The sequence below is a fragment of the Pseudomonas kielensis genome (assembly GCF_014236655.1).
GTDB lineage: Bacteria > Pseudomonadota > Gammaproteobacteria > Pseudomonadales > Pseudomonadaceae > Aquipseudomonas > Aquipseudomonas kielensis.
The window spans coordinates 85,907-102,784 of sequence record NZ_JACMYG010000004.1 but is presented as its reverse complement, the minus strand read 5'-3'; the positions used below and the strand labels follow the sequence as shown (position 1 = coordinate 102,784).

The following is a 16,878-nucleotide window of genomic DNA, read 5'->3' as shown; positions in this document are numbered from 1 at the left end:
CCCGTCCGGCGTCCTTGCGCGTGCTGCGCACTCGAACGCAGCCTTCGGCAGCTGCTACAGGTACCCGCCTACACCGCTACATCCATGAAGCGTGGTGACTGCGCCACGGCAAACGGACTGAACACCTGCCAGCGTTGTTCGCGCTCGAACCGGCCCTTGATGAACGTCGCTGCCGGGTCGTCCTGGCTACCCAGCGCTCCCGGTTCGAACCGGGCCTGATCGAAGTGCTGCATGCCCAGCACCTCATCGACCATCAGCCCGACGAACACCTCCTTGTACTCGACCACCAGGACCCGGCGCTGCTTGCGCTGAGCCGACAACTCGGCGCCCAGAAAGCCGCACAGGTCCATCACCGGCAGCAAGCGGCCACGCAGGTTGGCCACCCCCCTGACCCACGGCTTGACCCCCGGCAACTGGGTCAGGCGCGGCTCATGCAGGACTTCGCTGACCTCGCCCATGGGCGCCACGTACCAGTGTTCGCCCAGGCGAAAGCCAATGCCGCTCCAGCCGTGATTGCGGGTGGGCTGGGACGGCAAGTCAGCGGCCAGCAAGCGGCAACGCTGGTCAATCTGCAGCAGCAGTTCAAAGGCGCTCAGCGACTCGGCCATGGCGCGGCCGTCAGCCTGCCAGCACGGCGTTCAGGGTCTTGATCAGGGTGTCTTCGTCCACCGGCTTGGTCAGGTAGTCCTTGGCGCCCTGGCGAGTGCCCCAGACCTTGTCGGTCTCCTGGTCCTTGGTGGTGATGATGATCACCGGAATATGGCCGGTCTCCGGGTCCTTGGTCAGTTGACGGGTCGCCTGGAAGCCGTTGAGGCCGGGCATGACGATGTCCATCAAGACCGCGTCGGGCTTTTCCTGACGGGCCAGCGCCACGCCATCGGCACCGTTCTGCGCCTTCAACACTTCATGGCCGTGCTTTTCCAGCATGCCGGTGAGTTTGTACATTTCGGTCGGCGAGTCATCGACGATCAGAATACGTGCCATGGTCTTCCCCATTCTTGTAGACACCAGGCCGGTTGGCCGGGCATCACTGTGCGTGTCTTACAGCGGCGCATCGGCAGCGAAACCCGGTACATGAGCGCGAATCGCGTTCAACAGTTCTTCCTTGCTGAATGGCTTGGTCAAAAACTGATCGGAACCGACAATCCGCCCCTTGGCCTTGTCGAACAGCCCGTCCTTGGACGACAGCATGATCACGGGCGTGGCTTTGAACGCGCTGTTGTTCTTGATTAAAGCGCAGGTCTGATAACCATCCAGACGCGGCATCATGATGTCGACAAAGATGATCCCCGGATGATTGTCGGCAATCTTGGCCAGCGCATCAAAACCATCGATGGCGGTGATCACCTCGCAGCCCGCATTGCGCAACAAGGTTTCAGCGGTGCGGCGAATGGTCTTCGAATCGTCGATCACCATGACCTTCAGGGCGTTGGAATGCTGTTCCATATCTGCTCTACCATCGCCTGGGCGAATCAGTTTGTCCGTTTGCGGCTGCCCGTTGGCTCGAAACCCTTGATGTTCAAGGGCCAGCGCGACATGCCAGCCTTTTTAGCACAGTCTCCATGTCCAATCTATCGGCCGACCCGCGAGGCGGTTTTTCCTTGACCGGGAACCCACCGGGCGCCACTCTGACGCCACTTTTTCTGGCCTTCGGCTGGTCTTCTGCAGGCGCGGGCTTGCTCGTTCCTAAACCAGACATCCAGCCCTTCAAACTCGAGGAAACACCCATGAGCGTTCGCGTCGGGATTGTCATGGACCCTATCGCCAGCATTTCCTATAAAAAGGATAGTTCGCTGGCCATGCTGCTGGCCGCCCAGGCGCGCGGCTGGGAACTGTTCTATATGGAACAGAGCGACCTGTACCAGGGCGAAGGTGAGGCACGGGCGCGCATGCGACCGTTGAAAGTCTTCGCCGACCCGCAGAAATGGTTCGAGCTGCAAGCCGAGACCGACGCGCTGCTGAGCGACCTGGATGTGATCCTGATGCGCAAGGATCCGCCTTTCGACATGGAGTTCGTCTACTCCACCTACCTGCTCGAGCAAGCGGAGCGCGCCGGTGTTCTGGTGGTCAACAAACCCCAGAGCCTGCGCGACTGCAATGAAAAGCTGTTCGCCACCCTGTTCCCCCAGTGCACCCCGCCGACCGTGGTCAGCCGCCGCGCCGACGTGTTGCGCGAGTTCGCCGCCAAACACGGCGATGTGATCCTCAAGCCGCTGGACGGCATGGGCGGCACCTCGATCTTCCGTCATCGCGCGGGCGATCCGAACCTGTCGGTGATCCTCGAGACCCTGACCGCCCTGGGCACCCAGCAGATCATGGGCCAGGCCTACCTGCCGGCAATCAAGGACGGCGACAAGCGCATCCTGATGATCGACGGTGAGCCGGTGGACTACTGCCTGGCGCGCATACCGGCCCAGGGCGAAACCCGCGGCAACCTGGCCGCCGGCGGCCGTGGTGAAGCGCGTCCACTGAGCGACAAGGACCGCTGGATCGCCGCCCAGGTTGGCCCGACCCTGCGGGAAAAAGGCCTGCTGTTCGTCGGCCTCGACGTGATTGGTGAGCACCTGACCGAAATCAACGTCACCAGCCCGACCTGCATTCGCGAGATCGACAATGCCTTTGGCACGAACATCGGCGAAATGCTGATGGCGGCCATCGATCAGAAGCTCAAGGCACGTTGATATAGAACCCCCAAGGGCAGACCAACATTGCGTTATCATGCGCGGCCTGTGCAAAACGCGATGTTGGTTTCCTTGTCATGACCCTGCCGTCCGATCTGCCCCCTGAACTCGCCCACCGCGGCGTGCGCCCGGCCGATCGCCTGGGATTTACCCTGTTCCTGGCGGCGCTGATCCACCTGGCGCTGATCCTCGGCCTGGGTTTTACCTTTGCCGAACCCAAGCAGATCAGTAGGACCCTGGAAATCACCCTCGCCACCTTCAAAAGCGAGACCCAGCCGAAAAAAGCCGATTTCCTGGCCCAGGAAAATCAGCAAGGCAGCGGCACCCTGGATAAAAAGGCGATCCCCAAGACCACCGAGATCGCGCCGTTCCAGGACAACAAGGTGCAAAAGGTCACGCCACCGCCCACGGTCAAGCCCCAGGTACCGGTCGCCGCCCCCAAGGCCGCCGTGACCACCGTGGCGCCAGCACCGAAGAAAGCCGCGACCAAGAAAGAAGAAGTGAAGTCGGCGCCGACCCCCAAGCCGGTGACGCCGACTTTCGACAGCGCCCAGCTGTCCAGCGACATCGCCAGCCTCGAGGCGGAACTGGCCAACGAACAACAGTTGTACGCCAAGCGCCCGCGCATCCACCGCCTGAGCGCGGCCTCGACCATGCGCGACAAGGGGGCCTGGTACAAGGATGCATGGCGCAAGAAGGTCGAGCGCATCGGCAACCTGAACTATCCCGACGAAGCGCGGCGGCAACAGATCTACGGCAATTTGCGCCTGATGGTCTCGATCAACCGCGACGGCTCGCTGTATGAAGTGCTGGTCCTGGAGTCTTCCGGGCAGCCGCTGCTGGACCAGGCCGCCCAACGCATCGTGCGCCTGGCAGCGCCCTTTGCGCCTTTTACTGGCGACCTGGCGGACATCGACCGGCTGGAAATCATCCGTACCTGGAGGTTTGCCCGCGGGGATCGGTTGTCCAGCAATTGAACAGCACCAAACCCTGTGGGAGCGGGCGCCCACAGGGGTCTGAGTTAATCGCGGATATTCAGGGCATTTCCTGCGCATCCCCAGCTTGTCAGTTTGCCCCTCCAACGCCACACTAGCGCACATGAAAAACGTCATCCCCAGCTACCTCAAGCATCACTTCCTGATCGCCATGCCTCATATGGCCGACCCGAACTTTGCGCACACCTTGACCTACATCGTCGAGCACACGACCAATGGTGCCATGGGGCTGGTGATCAACCGCCCGCAAGACCTTAGCCTGGCGGATATTCTTGAGCAATTGCGCCCCGACGTCGAACCTCCGGTGTTGTGCCAGCACGTGCCGATTTTCACCGGTGGCCCGGTGCAGACTGACCGTGGTTTTGTTTTGCACCCCTCGGGCATGACATTCCAGGCGACCGTTGATCTGGAAGGTGGATTGTCTCTGTCTACCTCCCAGGACGTGCTGTTTGCCATCGCCGACGGCGTGGGCCCGGCCAAGAGCCTGATCGCCCTCGGTTATGCCGGCTGGGAAGCCGGGCAACTGGAAGCCGAACTGGCCGACAACGCCTGGCTGACCTGCCCGTTCGACACCGACATCCTGTTTAACACCAGCAGCGAACTGCGCCTGGACGCGGCGGCCAAGCACCTGGGCGTCAACCTCAGCCTGCTCACCAGCCAGGCGGGGCACGCCTGATGGCCCTGCGTCTGATCCTCGGTTTTGACTACGGCACCAAACAGATCGGCGTGGCCGTTGGCCAGGTGATTACCGGCCAGGCCCGCGAGCTGTGCACCCTCAAGGCGCAAAACGGCATCCCCGACTGGAATCAGGTCGAAGCCCTGATCAAGGAGTGGAAGCCCGACGCGGTGGTGGTTGGCTTGCCGCTGAACATGGACGGCACGCCCAGCGACATGTGCCTGCGCGCGGAGAAATTCGCCCGACGCCTCAATGGCCGCTACAACCTGCCGTTCTATACCCACGATGAACGCCTGACCACCTTCGAGGCCAAAGGCGAACGCCTGGTCCGTGGGGGGCAGAAAGGCAGCTACCGCGACAACCCGGTCGACGCCATCGCCGCCGCCCTGCTGCTGCAAGGCTGGCTCGATGAAAACAGCGCACTGTTCGAATCCTGAAGAGCCGCAGCAAGCGTCTCTCTTAGCTACAACCCGAGCCTCTCCCTGCAAGTCCCGGCTCGGGCCCAAGAAGGAGCAACCATGAGCCTGCCCAATCCCGCCGAACTGATCAGCCAGATGGCGACCCAGCTTGACGCCTACCTGGCCAAACGCGGCATCAGCGAACCGCGCTACATCGGCATTCGCACCGGCGGCGTGTGGGTCGCTCAGGCCCTGCTCGAAGCATTGGGCAGCGACGCGCCACTGGGTACCCTGGACGTTTCCTTCTACCGCGACGACTTCAGCCAGAATGGCCTGCACCCGCAAGTGCGCCCATCGGCCCTGCCCTTCGAGATCGAAGGCCAGCACCTGGTGCTGATTGACGACGTGCTGATGAGCGGGCGGACCATCCGCGCCGCCATGAACGAACTCTTCGACTATGGCCGCCCCGCCAGCGTGACCCTGGTCTGCCTGCTGGACCTGGACGCCGGCGAGCTGCCGATCCGCCCGAACGTGGTCGGTGCAACCCTGTCCCTGGCCGCCCACGAACGGGTCAAGCTGTCCGGTCCGGAACTTGCGCTCGAACTGCAAGACCTCGCCCTTTAATCCGCCCTATTGAGAGTCCCCCTCGCGATGACGCCTCTAGATACCAAGCGCCCGCTGCAGCTCAATGATCAGGGCCAGCTGCGCCACTTCCTCTCCCTCGACGGCCTGCGCCGCGAGCTGTTGACGGAAATCCTCGACACCGCCGACTCGTTCCTCGAAGTCGGCGCCCGGGCGGTGAAAAAAGTCCCGTTGCTGCGCGGCAAGACCGTGTGCAACGTGTTCTTCGAGAACTCCACCCGTACCCGCACCACCTTCGAACTGGCGGCCCAGCGGCTGTCGGCGGACGTCATCACCCTCAATGTGTCCACGTCGTCGGCGAGCAAGGGCGAAACCCTGCTCGACACCCTGCGCAACCTTGAGGCCATGGCGGCCGACATGTTCGTCGTGCGCCACGGCGACTCCGGCGCCGCGCACTTCATTGCCGAGCATGTCTGCCCGCAAGTGGCGATCATCAACGGCGGTGACGGCCGGCATGCCCACCCGACCCAGGGCATGCTCGACATGCTCACCATCCGTCGGCACAAGGGCAGCTTCGAGAACCTTTCGGTGGCCATTGTCGGCGACATCCTGCACTCGCGGGTCGCACGCTCGAACATGCTGGCGCTGAAAACCCTCGGCTGCCCGGACATCCGCGTGATCGCGCCGAAAACCCTGCTGCCGATCGGCATCGAGCAATACGGCGTGAAGGTCTACACCGACATGACTGAAGGCCTGAAGGATGTCGACGTAGTGATCATGCTGCGCCTGCAACGTGAACGCATGACCGGTGGCCTGCTGCCGAGCGAAGGTGAGTTCTATCGCTTGTTCGGCCTGACCACCGCACGCCTGGCCGGCGCCAAGCCGGACTGCATCGTCATGCACCCGGGGCCGATCAACCGCGGGGTGGAGATCGAGTCGGCGGTGGCCGACGGTCCGCACTCGGTGATTCTCAACCAGGTGACCTACGGGATCGCCATTCGTATGGCCGTGTTGTCCATGGCCATGAGCGGGCAGACTGCCCAGCGCCAATTCGAGCAGGAGAACGCCCAGTGAAGCTCAGCATTCTCGGCGCCCGCGTCATCGATCCAAGCAGCGGCCTGGATCAAGTCACCGATATCCACATCGAAGCCTGCAAGATCGTCGCCCTGGGCGCCGCCCCCGCCGGTTTCGTCGCCGCTCAGACCATCGAGGCCCAGGGCCTGGTGGTCGCGCCCGGGCTGGTCGACCTCAACGTCGCCTTGCGCGAACCGGGTTACAGCCGCAAAGGCACGATTGCCAGCGAAACCCGCGCCGCCGCGGCCGGTGGCGTCACCAGCCTGTGCTGTCCGCCCCGTACCAAGCCGGTGCTGGACACCTCGGCCGTGGCCGAGCTGATCCTCGACCGCGCCCGCGAAGCCGGCAATGCCAAGGTGTTCCCGATCGGCGCCCTGAGCAAGGGCCTGGAGGGCGAGCAACTGGCCGAGCTGATTGCCCTGCGCGACACCGGTTGCGTGGCCTTCGGCAACGGCCTGGACAGCTTCCGCAACACCCGCACCCTGTGCCGGGCCCTGGAATATGCCGCCACCTTTGACCTGACGGTGATCTTCCACTCCCAGGACCATGACCTGGCCGAAGGTGGCCTGGCCCACGAAGGCCCGACCGCCAGCTTCCTCGGCCTGCCGGGGATTCCCGAAACCGCGGAAACCGTGGCCCTGGCCCGGGACCTGCTGCTGGTGGAGCAAACCGGGGTGCGTGCGCACTTCAGCCAGCTCACCAGTGCCCGCGGCGTGGCCCTGATCGCTCAGGCCCAGGCGCGTGGATTGCCGGTGACTGCCGATGTGGCGCTGTATCAGTTGATCCTTACCGACGAGGCGCTGATCGACTTCAACAGCCTGTACCACGTGCAACCGCCACTGCGCACCCGCGCCGACCGCGATGGCCTGCGCGAGGCGGTGAAGTCCGGGGTGGTGCAAGCCATCTCCAGCCATCACCAGCCCCACGAGCGCGACGCCAAGCTGGCACCGTTCGGCGCTACCGAACCCGGCATCAGCAGCGTTGAACTGTTGCTGCCGTTGGCCATGACCCTGGTCGAAGACGGCCTGCTCGACCTGCCGACCCTGCTGGCACGCCTCAGCGCCGGCCCGGCCGAGGCCCTGCGCCTGCCGGCGGGCAAGCTGGCGGTGGGTGCTGCGGCTGACCTGGTGGTGTTCGACCCGGCCGCCTCGACCGTCGCCGGCGAGACCTGGCTGTCGAAGGGCGAAAACTGCCCGTTCCTCGGCCACAGCCTGCCGGGCGTGGTGCGCTACACCCTGGTGGATGGACGGATCAGCCACCAGGCCTGAACCGTGTCGCTCCAATCGCGGGCAGGCGCAGCGCCGCCTGCCCGCGATGCTTTACTGGAAAGCGCCGCGATTCTGCGCGTTGCGCACGGAAACCTGATCGTTCAGGGTCCAGAAGTCATACAGCACCCCCAGAAAGAACAACCCGCCCGTCACCAGGTACAGCAAACCGCTGATCCACTTCCCCTGATACATGCGGTGTATACCGAACACGCCGAGGAACGTCAGCAGAATCCAGGCCACGTTGTATTCGATCGGCCCTGCGGTAAAACGTAGATCCGCTTCACGGTCCATGGCCGGGATCAGGAACAGGTCGATCAGCCAGCCGATGCCCAGCAAACCAAACGTGAAAAACCAGATCGTGCCGGTCACCGGCTTGCCGTAATAGAAGCGGTGTGCCCCGGTAAAACCGAAAATCCACAACAGATAACCGATCACCTTGCTGTGGGTGTCCTGGGGTGAAACATCCTGACGATAGGTGTTCATGTAGTCCCTCATATGCCGCGATAGAAAAATAATTTTGTGACTTGTGTGACTTTTTTATGTCGTGCCGACAAGTGGTTTGTCTGTCCGGCACTTCCCGCAAAGCCTTGTACCACCTGACTTGTGTCCGACAATCAAGCCAATTTGCCGCCGCTTCGCCGGTTTTGAGCCCCGGTTTGAATCGACCAACGGCCCCGAAAAGGACAAAAAAGCTGTTATAAAGTTGCGCGTTCCCAATATAGAGCCTTGCCTAATGCGTCCATTTTTCAAGACATGGCTAACCATTTGCCTATTATTGCCACTGGCCGCCCACGCCACCAATCGTGAGCAACGTCTTCCAAACGTTAATGGTTACACCCCTAAATCTCATGTTTCTGCCGTTACCAGCAAAAACAAACACAGTGTAAAAAGCCCACAACTGAGCAAGGCCAACAGCTCGCTGGTGCCGCCGATGGCCACCAAGCAGAGCAGCGATGTCCTGAGTCGCGCGGTCAATGTGCTCGGTACCCCGTATCGTTGGGGTGGCAGCAGCCCAAGTAAAGGCTTTGATTGCAGCGGCCTGGTGAAATACGCCTTCAATGACGTAGCCGCCGTCGATCTGCCGCGTACCTCCAATGCCATGGCCTCCGGCCACGGGCTGAAAGTCGATCGCAAGGACCTGAAACCCGGCGACCTGATTTTCTTCAAACTCAAGAGCCGCAGGGTCAATCATGTTGCCATCTACCTGGGCAACGACCGCTTCATCCACGCACCACGCCGTGGCAAGTCGGTTTCCATCGACACCCTGAAGAAGCCGTACTGGGATAACCACTACGTGGTTGCCAAGCGGGTTCTGCCAAAAGAGCCGAACACCATGCGGATTGTTCAGCGCTGAGTTGAGCTGAGTCAAAGCAAGATCAACAGATCGCAGCCGGTGGCATTCCCGCCGGCTGCGATTTTTTGCATTTACAGGCCTTCGGCCGAGCGCGCCCGCTCTCGCGCATGCTCACGACTGATCAACCCCCTGCCCAGCAACGACCTCAGGCTCATGTCCAGGGTCTGCATGCCCAGCGCGCCCCCCGTCTGGATCGCCGAATACATCTGCGCCACCTTGTCCTCGCGGATCAGGTTACGGATTGCCGGGGTACCCAGCATGATTTCGTGGGCCGCCACCCGGCCGCCTCCGACCTTCTTCACCAGCGCCTGGGACACCACCGCCTGCAGCGACTCCGAGAGCATCGAGCGGACCATGGCCTTCTCGTCACCGGGAAACACATCCACCACCCGGTCGACGGTTTTCGCCGCCGAACTGGTGTGCAACGTGCCGAACACCAGGTGCCCGGTCTCGGCCGCGGTGAGGGCCAGGCGAATGGTTTCCAGGTCCCGCATCTCCCCCACCAGGATCACGTCCGGGTCCTCGCGCAGGGCCGAACGCAGCGCAGCCGCGAAGCTGTGGCTATCGCGGTGCACTTCGCGCTGATTGATCAGGCATTTGCGCGGCTCGTGGACAAACTCGATCGGGTCTTCAATGGTCAGGATGTGTTGATGCCGGTGGCTGTTGAGGTGATCGATCATGGCCGCCAGAGTGGTCGACTTGCCGGAGCCCGTCGGCCCCGTGACCAGCACCAGGCCCCGCGGCATCTCGGCAATACGACGAAACACATCCCCCAGGCCCAGCGCGTCCAGGCTCGGCACCTTCGACGGGATGATGCGCAATACCGCGCCCGGCCCCCGGTGCTGATGGAAGACATTGACCCGAAAGCGCGCCACGCCCGGCGCCGAGTAGCAGAAGTCGAGTTCCAGCGCCTGCGCGAACGCGGCTTGCTGTGATTCGCTCATGAGCCCGTTGATCAGCGCCGTCACCTGCCGGGCGTCCTGTGGCGGCAGGTTGATCCGCCGCACATCGCCATCGACCCGGATCATCGGTGGCAGGCCGGTGGACAAGTGCAAGTCGCAGGCGCCCTGTTTGACGCTGAAGGCCAGCAGCTCAGTGATATCCATAGCACTCCTCAATTCCAGTAGAATGCCGCGAACCTCAGACTGCCGGCGTCCCTTGAATGTCCACGATAGCAGACAACATCTCCCAGGTAGCGGCACGCATCCGCCGTGCTGAACAGGCCGCGCAACGTGCCGCAGACAGCGTCCAGCTGCTGGCCGTGAGCAAGACCAAACCCGCCGCCGCCGTGCGCGAAGCGTACGCTGCCGGGGTCCGCGACTTTGGCGAAAACTACCTGCAGGAAGCCTTGGGCAAGCAACGGGAATTGACCGACCTGCCCTTGTGTTGGCACTTCATCGGCCCCATTCAATCGAACAAGACGCGAGATATCGCGCAAAACTTCGCTTGGGTGCACTCCGTGGATCGCTTGAAAATCGCACAACGCCTGTCCGAACAACGCCCCGCTGAATTACCAGCCCTGAACATCTGCATCCAGGTCAACGTCAGCGGTGAAGCCAGCAAGTCCGGTTGCACCCCGGCCGACCTGCCGGCCCTGGCGGCGGCGATCAGCGCCCTGCCGCACCTGACCTTGCGCGGATTGATGGCGATTCCCGAGCCCACCGACGATCGCGCCGAGCAGGATGCCGCCTTCGCTGCCGTACGCGAGCTGAACAAAAGCCTGCAAGACAGCCTCAACCTGCCGCTCGACACACTGTCCATGGGCATGAGCCACGACCTCGAGTCGGCTATTGCCCAAGGCGCCACCTGGGTCCGGATCGGTACAGCCCTGTTTGGTGCGCGCGACTATCCATAAAAACATGGCCAGCCAAGAACCCTGGCTGGCACTCCACTTTAAAAAGGACCTGACATGAGCAAGACGCGTATTGCCTTTATCGGTGCCGGAAACATGGCCGCCAGCCTGATCGGCGGCCTGCGGGCCAAGGGCCTGGATGCCGCACAGATTCGCGCCAGCGATCCAGGCGCCGAGACCCGTGCGCGGGTGGCCGCAGAGCACGGCATTGAAGTATTCGCCGACAACGCAGACGCCATCGCCGGCGCCGATGTGGTGGTGCTGGCAGTCAAGCCGCAGGCAATGAAAGCCGTCTGCGAGGCGCTGCGCCCGAGCCTGCAACCGCAGCAACTGGTGGTTTCGATTGCCGCTGGCATCACCTGCGCCAGCATGAACAACTGGCTCGGCGCCCAGCCGATCGTGCGCTGCATGCCCAACACGCCGGCCCTGCTGCGCCAGGGCGTGAGCGGCCTGTTCGCGACCGCCCAGGTCACGGCCGAGCAACGCCAGCAAGCACAAGACCTGTTGTCGGCCGTGGGCATCGCCCTGTGGCTGGATCAAGAGCAGCAACTGGATGCCGTCACCGCCGTGTCTGGCAGTGGCCCGGCGTATTTCTTCCTGCTGATCGAAGCCATGACCGCCGCGGGCGAGAAGCTCGGCCTGCCACGGGAAACCGCAGCCCAACTGACCTTGCAAACCGCACTCGGCGCCGCGCACATGGCGGTTGCCAGTGACGTCGACGCCGCTGAACTGCGCCGCCGCGTCACTTCACCTGCCGGCACCACCGAAGCGGCGATCAAGGCCTTCCAGGCCGGCGGTTTCGAAGCCCTGGTGGAACACGCACTGGGTGCCGCTGCACACCGTTCAGCCGAGATGGCTGAGCAACTGGGTCAATAAGGAGCCATACATGATTGGATTGAACACTGCAGCGGTGTACGTGCTGCAAACCCTCGGCAGCCTGTACCTGCTGATCGTACTGCTGCGCTTTGTGCTGCAACTGGTGCGGGCCAACTTCTACAACCCGCTGTGCCAGTTCGCCGTGAAGGCTACCCAACCCCTGCTCAAGCCACTGCGCCGGATCATTCCGAGCGTGTTCGGCCTCGACATGTCGTCGCTGGTCCTGGCAATCCTGGTGCAACTGGCGTTGATGGCCCTGACCCTGCTGCTGACTTACGGCACCACCGGCAACCCACTGCAGCTGCTGATCTGGTCGCTTATCGGGGTCACCGCGCTGTTCCTCAACATCTTCTTCTATGCCCTGATCATCAGTGTGATCCTTTCGTGGGTCGCGCCCGGCAGCCATAACCCAGGTGCCGAGTTGGTCAACCAGATCTGCGAGCCGGCCCTGGCGCCATTCCGCAAGATCCTGCCTAACCTGGGCGGCCTGGACATTTCGCCAATCCTGGCGTTCATGGTGCTCAAGCTGATCGACATGCTGGTGATCAACAACCTTGCCGCCATGACCCAGATGCCGGAAATCCTGCGCCTGCTGATCTGATGAGCTATTACCGCTGGGACGGCGCGGACCTGATCCTCGAATGCCACCTGCAACCGGCGGCCCGCAGCGATGATTTCGCGGGCCTGCACGGTGATCGCCTGAAGATCCGCCTCACCGCCCCACCGGTCGAAGGCAAGGCCAACGCCTACCTGATGGCTTTCCTGGCCAAGGCCTTTGGCGTCTCCAAGAGCCAGGTGAGCCTGCTCAGCGGCGAGCTGAGCAGGCAGAAGCGGGTGCGGATCTGCTCACCACAGAAGCTCCCGGACTTGCCGGATCTGGTGCGACAGCCTGGGTGACCGCGTCATCGTTCATCGCGGGCAAGCCACGCTCCCACATGGGAATGCGCCCCTTGTGGGAGCGTGGCTTGCCCGCGATGGCCGCGCCCCGGTCTGACAGGAAAAATCATCCCCGCCCTTTGCTTGCCGCTGACCACAGCGGTCTTTAGACTTACGCCTCATTTCAACGAGAGCAGGGTCGATGCCAACTGCCTTTCCCGCCGATTCTGTTGGTCTGGTGACGCCCCAAGTGGCGCACTTCAACGAGCCCCTGGCCCTTGCCTGCGGCCGTTCCTTGTCAGCCTATGACCTGATCTACGAAACCTACGGCACGCTGAACGCCACGGCGAGCAACGCCGTGCTGATCTGCCATGCCTTGTCCGGGCACCATCACGCGGCCGGCTTCCACAGCCCCGACGACCGCAAACCCGGTTGGTGGGACAGCTGCATTGGCCCCGGCAAGCCGATCGACACCGACAAATTCTTCGTCGTCAGCCTGAACAACCTCGGCGGCTGCAACGGCTCCACCGGCCCCAGCAGCATTAACCCGGAGACCGGCAAACCATTCGGCGCCGAGTTCCCGGTGCTGACCGTCGAGGACTGGGTCCACAGCCAGGCCCGCCTGGCCGACCGTATCGGCATCGCGCAGTGGGCCGCCGTGATCGGTGGCAGCCTGGGCGGCATGCAGGCGATGCAATGGAGCATCACCTACCCTGACCGCATCCGCCACTGCCTGGCCATTGCCTCGGCTCCCAAGCTCTCGGCGCAGAACATCGCCTTCAACGAAGTCGCGCGCCAGGCCATCCTCACCGATCCGGAGTTCCATGGCGGTTCGTTCCAGGAAGCCGGGGTGATTCCCAAGCGCGGCCTGATGCTGGCGCGCATGGTCGGGCACATCACTTACCTGTCGGACGACTCGATGGGTGAGAAATTCGGCCGCGGCCTCAAGAGCGAAAAACTCAACTACGATTTCCACAGCGTCGAGTTCCAGGTCGAGAGCTACCTGCGTTATCAGGGTGAAGAGTTCTCCGGGCGGTTCGACGCCAACACCTACCTGCTGATGACCAAGGCACTGGACTACTTCGATCCGGCGGCGAACTTCGACGATAACCTGGCGAAAACCTTCGCCGGTGCCAAAGCCAAATTCTGTGTGATGTCCTTTACCACCGACTGGCGCTTCTCCCCGGCCCGCTCCCGCGAGCTGGTAGATGCCCTGATGGCCGCCAAGAAAGACGTTTGCTACCTGGAGATCGACGCTCCGCAAGGCCACGACGCCTTCCTGATACCGATCCCGCGCTACCTGCAGGCGTTCAGCAATTACATGAAGCGAATTACGGTGTGAACAAGCCATGAGAGCTGATCTGGAAATCATCCAGGAATGGATCCCCGCCGGCAGCCGCGTGCTCGACCTGGGCTGCGGTGATGGCGAACTGCTGACCTGGCTGCGCGACAACAAGCAAGTCACCGGCTACGGCCTGGAAAACGACCCGGACAACATTGCCGAGTGCGTGGCCAAGGGCATCAACGTCATCGAGCAGGACCTGGACAAGGGCCTGGGCAACTTTGCCAGCAACAGCTTCGACATCGTGGTCATGACCCAGGCCCTGCAGGCCGTGCATTACCCCGACAAGATCCTCGACGAAATGCTGCGGGTCGGTCGCCAGTGCATCATCACCTTCCCCAACTTCGGGCACTGGCGCTGCCGCTGGTACCTGGCGAGCAAGGGCCGGATGCCGGTTTCCGAGTTTCTGCCGTACACCTGGTACAACACGCCGAACATTCACTTCTGCACTTTCGAGGACTTTGAAGCCTTGTGCCGTGAACGTGAAGCCAAGGTCATTGATCGGCTTGCCGTGGATCAACAGCATCGGCATGGGTGGGCCAGTAAGCTATGGCCTAATCTATTAGGTGAGATTGGCATTTACCGTGTCAGCAGTCCTGGCCTGCAGGATCACCAGGTAGCGGTCTAACCCGTTTTTCAAAGGAGTACGATCATGAGTCGTCTAGCTCTGCTTGCCTTAACCGCGTGCCTGAGCGTCAGCGCCATGGCGGCCGACGTCATCAAGGGCGAGCGCCAGGAAACCTTCGGCGATGTGACGGTGCACTACAACACCTTCAACTCGACCTTCATTCAGCCGGACATCGCCAAGGCCGCCGAACTGATCCGCAGCAAGAACCAGGGCGTGATCAACGTCTCGGTGATCAAGGCCGGCCAGCCCATGGTGGCCAGCGTCACCGGCACCGTGAAGGACCTGACCAGCAAGACCGTGCCACTGAACTTCAAGCAAGTCACCGAACAGGGGGCGATCTACTACCTCGCCCAGTACCCGGTGGACCAGCAGGAAGTCCGCACCTTTGAGATCAAGGTGCAGACCGGCGACAAGATCAACACCATCAATTTCAACCAAGAGCTTTTCCCCGGCGAATGATCACCTTCACCCAACTCGTACTGGCCAGCCATAACGCCGGCAAACTCAAGGAACTCCAGGCCATGCTCGGCGAATCGGTGCAACTGCGCTCGATTGGCGAGTTCAGCAGCGTGGAGCCGGAAGAAACCGGTCTGTCGTTCGTCGAAAACGCCATTCTCAAGGCCCGTAATGCCGCCCGTATCTCCGGCTTGCCGGCACTGGCCGACGACTCGGGGCTGGCAGTGGACTTTCTCGGGGGTGCGCCGGGCATTTACTCGGCGCGCTACGCCAACGGCCAGGGTGATGCGGCGAACAACGCCAAGCTGCTCGACGTGCTCAAGGACGTCCCGGCCGCCGAGCGCGGCGCCCAGTTCGTCTGTGTGCTGGCCCTGGTGCGCCACGCCGATGACCCGCTGCCGATTCTCTGCGAAGGGCTGTGGCACGGACGCATCCTGACCCAGGCCAGCGGCGAACACGGCTTTGGCTACGACCCGCTGTTCTGGGTACCGGAGCGTGACTGCTCAAGCGCCGAACTGAGCCCGGCCGACAAGAACCTCATCAGCCACCGCGCCCGCGCAATGGATCTGCTGCGCCAGCGTCTGGGCCTGAAATGACCCACGAACCCTGCGCGTTGCCGCTGATTGTCGGTGGCACCGCGCCATCGCCCCGGGCCGCCCTGCCTACGCTGCCGCCCCTGGCGCTGTACATCCACATTCCGTGGTGTGTGCGCAAATGCCCCTATTGCGACTTCAACTCGCACACCGCCAGCCCCGTGCTGCCGGAAGAAGAGTACGTCGACGCCCTGCTGGCGGACCTTGATCAGGACCTGCACGCGGTCTACGGCCGGGAGCTGAGTTCGATCTTTTTTGGCGGCGGCACCCCGAGCCTGTTCAGCGCCGTGGCCCTGGGCCGCTTGCTCAAGGGTGTGGAACAACGCATCCCGTTCGCCAGCGACATCGAAATCACCCTGGAAGCCAACCCGGGCACCTTCGAGCAGGAGAAGTTCGTCGCCTACCGGGCGCTGGGCATCAATCGCCTGTCGATCGGCATCCAGAGTTTCCAGCAGGAAAAACTCCAGGCCCTGGGCCGCATCCACAACGGCGACGAAGCCATTCGCGCCGCCGGCATGGCGCGCCAGGCCGGGTTCGACAACTTCAACCTGGACCTGATGCACGGCTTGCCCGATCAGTCCCTGGACGACGCCCTGGACGACCTGCGCCAGGCCATCGCCCTCAAGCCCACCCACCTGTCCTGGTATCAGCTGACACTGGAGCCCAATACGGTGTTCTGGAATCAGCCGCCGACGCTGCCGGAAGACGACACCCTGTGGGACATCCAGGAGGCCGGCCAGGCCCTGCTGGCCGAGCACGGCTACGCCCAGTACGAAGTCTCGGCGTACGCCCAGGCCGGCCGTGCGGCGCGGCACAACCTCAACTACTGGAGCTTCGGCGACTTCATCGGCATTGGCGCCGGCGCCCACGGCAAGCTGAGCCATCCGGACGGGCGCATCGTGCGTACCTGGAAGACGCGCCTGCCCAAGGACTACCTCAACCCGGCCAAGAGCTTCAAGGCGGGCGAGAAAGCCCTGAGCAATGACGAGCTGCCGTTCGAGTTCCTGATGAATGCCTTGCGCCTGACCGAGGGTGTCGAGGCGCGCCTGTACCCCGAACGCACCGGGCTGAGCCTGGAAAGTCTTGCCGAAGGCCGGCGCGAAGCCGAACAAAGTGGTTTGTTGCAGGTCGAACCGTCACGCCTGGCAGCGACACTGCGTGGACAGCTGTTTCTCAATGACTTGCTGCAGAACTTTCTGAGCTGATTTTCAGAACTAAGGGAAAACG

22 protein-coding genes are annotated in these 16,878 nt (G+C 62.7%); 17 read left to right on the top strand and 5 right to left on the bottom strand.

Annotated features, from left to right (window positions below):
- Positions 1-68: 68 nt before the first annotated feature.
- The 3 genes from H7995_RS05365 to pilG are packed head-to-tail and all read right to left on the bottom strand — an operon-like array spanning position 69 to position 1,446.
- Positions 69-608: a chemotaxis protein CheW gene (locus H7995_RS05365; RefSeq protein WP_166592588.1), complete on the bottom strand. Its 540-nt coding sequence runs from the start codon at positions 606-608 to the stop codon at positions 69-71.
- A gap of 10 nt (positions 609-618) precedes the next feature.
- Positions 619-984 carry a twitching motility response regulator PilH gene (gene pilH, locus H7995_RS05360; protein WP_166592587.1) on the bottom strand — a complete coding sequence of 122 codons (366 nt, stop codon included), beginning with the start codon at positions 982-984 and terminating at the stop codon, positions 619-621.
- 57 nt (positions 985-1,041) lie between these two features.
- Positions 1,042-1,446: a twitching motility response regulator PilG gene (gene pilG, locus H7995_RS05355; protein ID WP_166592586.1), complete on the bottom strand. Its 405-nt coding sequence runs from the start codon at positions 1,444-1,446 to the stop codon at positions 1,042-1,044.
- Between the two features lie 281 nt (positions 1,447-1,727).
- On the opposite strand from pilG, the gene gshB reads away from it, so the two are divergent.
- The 7 genes from gshB (at position 1,728) to H7995_RS05320 (ending at position 7,674) form a co-directional block, all read left to right on the top strand.
- The gene (gene gshB, locus H7995_RS05350; RefSeq protein WP_166592585.1) at positions 1,728-2,681 is read left to right on the top strand and encodes a glutathione synthase; all 954 of its coding nucleotides are present in this window, start codon (positions 1,728-1,730) and stop codon (positions 2,679-2,681) included.
- A 77-nt stretch (positions 2,682-2,758) separates the two neighbouring features.
- The gene (locus H7995_RS05345) at positions 2,759-3,658 is read left to right on the top strand and encodes an energy transducer TonB (RefSeq protein ID WP_166592584.1); all 900 of its coding nucleotides are present in this window, start codon (positions 2,759-2,761) and stop codon (positions 3,656-3,658) included.
- A gap of 121 nt (positions 3,659-3,779) precedes the next feature.
- On the top strand, positions 3,780-4,352 hold the full coding sequence (locus H7995_RS05340; RefSeq protein WP_185818083.1) for a YqgE/AlgH family protein: 573 nt from the start codon (positions 3,780-3,782) through the stop codon (positions 4,350-4,352).
- Complete coding sequence (gene ruvX, locus H7995_RS05335) at positions 4,352-4,789, top strand: Holliday junction resolvase RuvX (RefSeq protein WP_008007435.1); 438 nt, start codon at positions 4,352-4,354, stop codon at positions 4,787-4,789. Before H7995_RS05340 ends, ruvX begins: the two co-directional genes overlap by 1 nt.
- A gap of 81 nt (positions 4,790-4,870) precedes the next feature.
- Positions 4,871-5,374 carry a bifunctional pyr operon transcriptional regulator/uracil phosphoribosyltransferase PyrR gene (gene pyrR / locus H7995_RS05330; protein WP_166592582.1) on the top strand — a complete coding sequence of 168 codons (504 nt, stop codon included), beginning with the start codon at positions 4,871-4,873 and terminating at the stop codon, positions 5,372-5,374.
- Positions 5,375-5,401: 27 nt separating this feature from the next.
- Positions 5,402-6,406 carry an aspartate carbamoyltransferase catalytic subunit gene (locus H7995_RS05325; protein WP_095164512.1) on the top strand — a complete coding sequence of 335 codons (1,005 nt, stop codon included), beginning with the start codon at positions 5,402-5,404 and terminating at the stop codon, positions 6,404-6,406.
- Entirely contained in the window at positions 6,403-7,674 is a 1,272-nt protein-coding gene (locus H7995_RS05320; protein ID WP_166592581.1) for a dihydroorotase, read from the top strand. Before H7995_RS05325 ends, H7995_RS05320 begins: the two co-directional genes overlap by 4 nt.
- A 51-nt stretch (positions 7,675-7,725) precedes the next feature.
- Here the strand turns inward: H7995_RS05320 and H7995_RS05315 are convergent, their stop codons facing one another.
- The gene (locus H7995_RS05315; RefSeq protein ID WP_166592580.1) at positions 7,726-8,157 is read right to left on the bottom strand and encodes an NINE protein; all 432 of its coding nucleotides are present in this window, start codon (positions 8,155-8,157) and stop codon (positions 7,726-7,728) included.
- Between the two features lie 250 nt (positions 8,158-8,407).
- Here H7995_RS05315 and H7995_RS05310 point away from each other — a divergent pair, with 250 nt between their 5' ends.
- Positions 8,408-9,028, top strand: coding sequence for a C40 family peptidase (locus tag H7995_RS05310; protein WP_166592579.1), 621 nt, complete (start codon positions 8,408-8,410; stop codon positions 9,026-9,028).
- A gap of 71 nt (positions 9,029-9,099) precedes the next feature.
- Here the strand turns inward: H7995_RS05310 and H7995_RS05305 are convergent, their stop codons facing one another.
- Positions 9,100-10,134, bottom strand: a complete 1,035-nt coding sequence (locus tag H7995_RS05305) for a type IV pilus twitching motility protein PilT (protein ID WP_166592578.1) — start codon at positions 10,132-10,134, stop codon at positions 9,100-9,102.
- Between the two features lie 56 nt (positions 10,135-10,190).
- Between H7995_RS05305 and H7995_RS05300 the strand changes: the two genes are divergently transcribed.
- The 9 genes from H7995_RS05300 to hemW all read left to right on the top strand — a co-directional run bounded on the left by H7995_RS05300 (position 10,191) and on the right by hemW (position 16,856).
- Positions 10,191-10,883, top strand: a complete 693-nt coding sequence (locus H7995_RS05300) for a YggS family pyridoxal phosphate-dependent enzyme (protein ID WP_185818082.1) — start codon at positions 10,191-10,193, stop codon at positions 10,881-10,883.
- Positions 10,884-10,937: 54 nt separating this feature from the next.
- Entirely contained in the window at positions 10,938-11,756 is an 819-nt protein-coding gene (proC, locus tag H7995_RS05295; RefSeq protein WP_166592576.1) for a pyrroline-5-carboxylate reductase, read from the top strand.
- A 10-nt stretch (positions 11,757-11,766) separates the two neighbouring features.
- Positions 11,767-12,357, top strand: coding sequence for a YggT family protein (locus tag H7995_RS05290; protein WP_166592575.1), 591 nt, complete (start codon positions 11,767-11,769; stop codon positions 12,355-12,357).
- Complete coding sequence (locus H7995_RS05285; RefSeq protein ID WP_095164528.1) at positions 12,357-12,653, top strand: DUF167 domain-containing protein; 297 nt, start codon at positions 12,357-12,359, stop codon at positions 12,651-12,653. The genes H7995_RS05290 and H7995_RS05285 overlap by 1 nt, the downstream gene beginning before the upstream one ends.
- 181 nt (positions 12,654-12,834) lie before the next feature.
- Positions 12,835-13,974: a homoserine O-succinyltransferase MetX gene (gene metX / locus H7995_RS05280; protein WP_166592574.1), complete on the top strand. Its 1,140-nt coding sequence runs from the start codon at positions 12,835-12,837 to the stop codon at positions 13,972-13,974.
- A 7-nt stretch (positions 13,975-13,981) separates the two neighbouring features.
- A complete protein-coding gene (gene metW / locus H7995_RS05275; RefSeq protein WP_166592573.1) occupies positions 13,982-14,602 on the top strand; it encodes a methionine biosynthesis protein MetW in 621 nt (206 codons plus the stop codon).
- A gap of 24 nt (positions 14,603-14,626) precedes the next feature.
- On the top strand, positions 14,627-15,061 hold the full coding sequence (locus tag H7995_RS05270; protein ID WP_185818081.1) for a DUF4426 domain-containing protein: 435 nt from the start codon (positions 14,627-14,629) through the stop codon (positions 15,059-15,061).
- Entirely contained in the window at positions 15,058-15,654 is a 597-nt protein-coding gene (gene rdgB / locus H7995_RS05265) for an RdgB/HAM1 family non-canonical purine NTP pyrophosphatase (protein WP_095164536.1), read from the top strand. The genes H7995_RS05270 and rdgB overlap by 4 nt, the downstream gene beginning before the upstream one ends.
- Positions 15,651-16,856, top strand: a complete 1,206-nt coding sequence (hemW, locus tag H7995_RS05260) for a radical SAM family heme chaperone HemW (RefSeq protein WP_244647621.1) — start codon at positions 15,651-15,653, stop codon at positions 16,854-16,856. The genes rdgB and hemW overlap by 4 nt, the downstream gene beginning before the upstream one ends.
- The last annotated feature ends 22 nt before the right edge of the window (positions 16,857-16,878 follow it).

What these genes read in the sequence shown, in the direction of transcription:
- H7995_RS05315 (WP_166592580.1), bottom strand. Translation starts at nt 8,157, where the DNA reads ATGAACACCTATCGTCAGGATGTTTCACCCCAGGACACCCACAGCAAG.
- H7995_RS05300 (WP_185818082.1), top strand. Translation starts at nt 10,191, where the DNA reads ATGTCCACGATAGCAGACAACATCTCCCAGGTAGCGGCACGCATCCGC.
- pyrR (WP_166592582.1), top strand. Translation starts at nt 4,871, where the DNA reads ATGAGCCTGCCCAATCCCGCCGAACTGATCAGCCAGATGGCGACCCAG.
- H7995_RS05365 (WP_166592588.1), bottom strand. Translation starts at nt 608, where the DNA reads ATGGCCGAGTCGCTGAGCGCCTTTGAACTGCTGCTGCAGATTGACCAG.
- pilH (WP_166592587.1), bottom strand. Translation starts at nt 984, where the DNA reads ATGGCACGTATTCTGATCGTCGATGACTCGCCGACCGAAATGTACAAA.
- proC (WP_166592576.1), top strand. Translation starts at nt 10,938, where the DNA reads ATGAGCAAGACGCGTATTGCCTTTATCGGTGCCGGAAACATGGCCGCC.
- rdgB (WP_095164536.1), top strand. Translation starts at nt 15,058, where the DNA reads ATGATCACCTTCACCCAACTCGTACTGGCCAGCCATAACGCCGGCAAA.
- metW (WP_166592573.1), top strand. Translation starts at nt 13,982, where the DNA reads ATGAGAGCTGATCTGGAAATCATCCAGGAATGGATCCCCGCCGGCAGC.
- pilG (WP_166592586.1), bottom strand. Translation starts at nt 1,446, where the DNA reads ATGGAACAGCATTCCAACGCCCTGAAGGTCATGGTGATCGACGATTCG.
- hemW (WP_244647621.1), top strand. Translation starts at nt 15,651, where the DNA reads ATGACCCACGAACCCTGCGCGTTGCCGCTGATTGTCGGTGGCACCGCG.
- H7995_RS05340 (WP_185818083.1), top strand. Translation starts at nt 3,780, where the DNA reads ATGAAAAACGTCATCCCCAGCTACCTCAAGCATCACTTCCTGATCGCC.
- H7995_RS05290 (WP_166592575.1), top strand. Translation starts at nt 11,767, where the DNA reads ATGATTGGATTGAACACTGCAGCGGTGTACGTGCTGCAAACCCTCGGC.
- H7995_RS05285 (WP_095164528.1), top strand. Translation starts at nt 12,357, where the DNA reads ATGAGCTATTACCGCTGGGACGGCGCGGACCTGATCCTCGAATGCCAC.
- ruvX (WP_008007435.1), top strand. Translation starts at nt 4,352, where the DNA reads ATGGCCCTGCGTCTGATCCTCGGTTTTGACTACGGCACCAAACAGATC.
- H7995_RS05325 (WP_095164512.1), top strand. Translation starts at nt 5,402, where the DNA reads ATGACGCCTCTAGATACCAAGCGCCCGCTGCAGCTCAATGATCAGGGC.
- H7995_RS05310 (WP_166592579.1), top strand. Translation starts at nt 8,408, where the DNA reads ATGCGTCCATTTTTCAAGACATGGCTAACCATTTGCCTATTATTGCCA.
- metX (WP_166592574.1), top strand. Translation starts at nt 12,835, where the DNA reads ATGCCAACTGCCTTTCCCGCCGATTCTGTTGGTCTGGTGACGCCCCAA.
- H7995_RS05305 (WP_166592578.1), bottom strand. Translation starts at nt 10,134, where the DNA reads ATGGATATCACTGAGCTGCTGGCCTTCAGCGTCAAACAGGGCGCCTGC.
- H7995_RS05270 (WP_185818081.1), top strand. Translation starts at nt 14,627, where the DNA reads ATGAGTCGTCTAGCTCTGCTTGCCTTAACCGCGTGCCTGAGCGTCAGC.
- H7995_RS05345 (WP_166592584.1), top strand. Translation starts at nt 2,759, where the DNA reads ATGACCCTGCCGTCCGATCTGCCCCCTGAACTCGCCCACCGCGGCGTG.
- gshB (WP_166592585.1), top strand. Translation starts at nt 1,728, where the DNA reads ATGAGCGTTCGCGTCGGGATTGTCATGGACCCTATCGCCAGCATTTCC.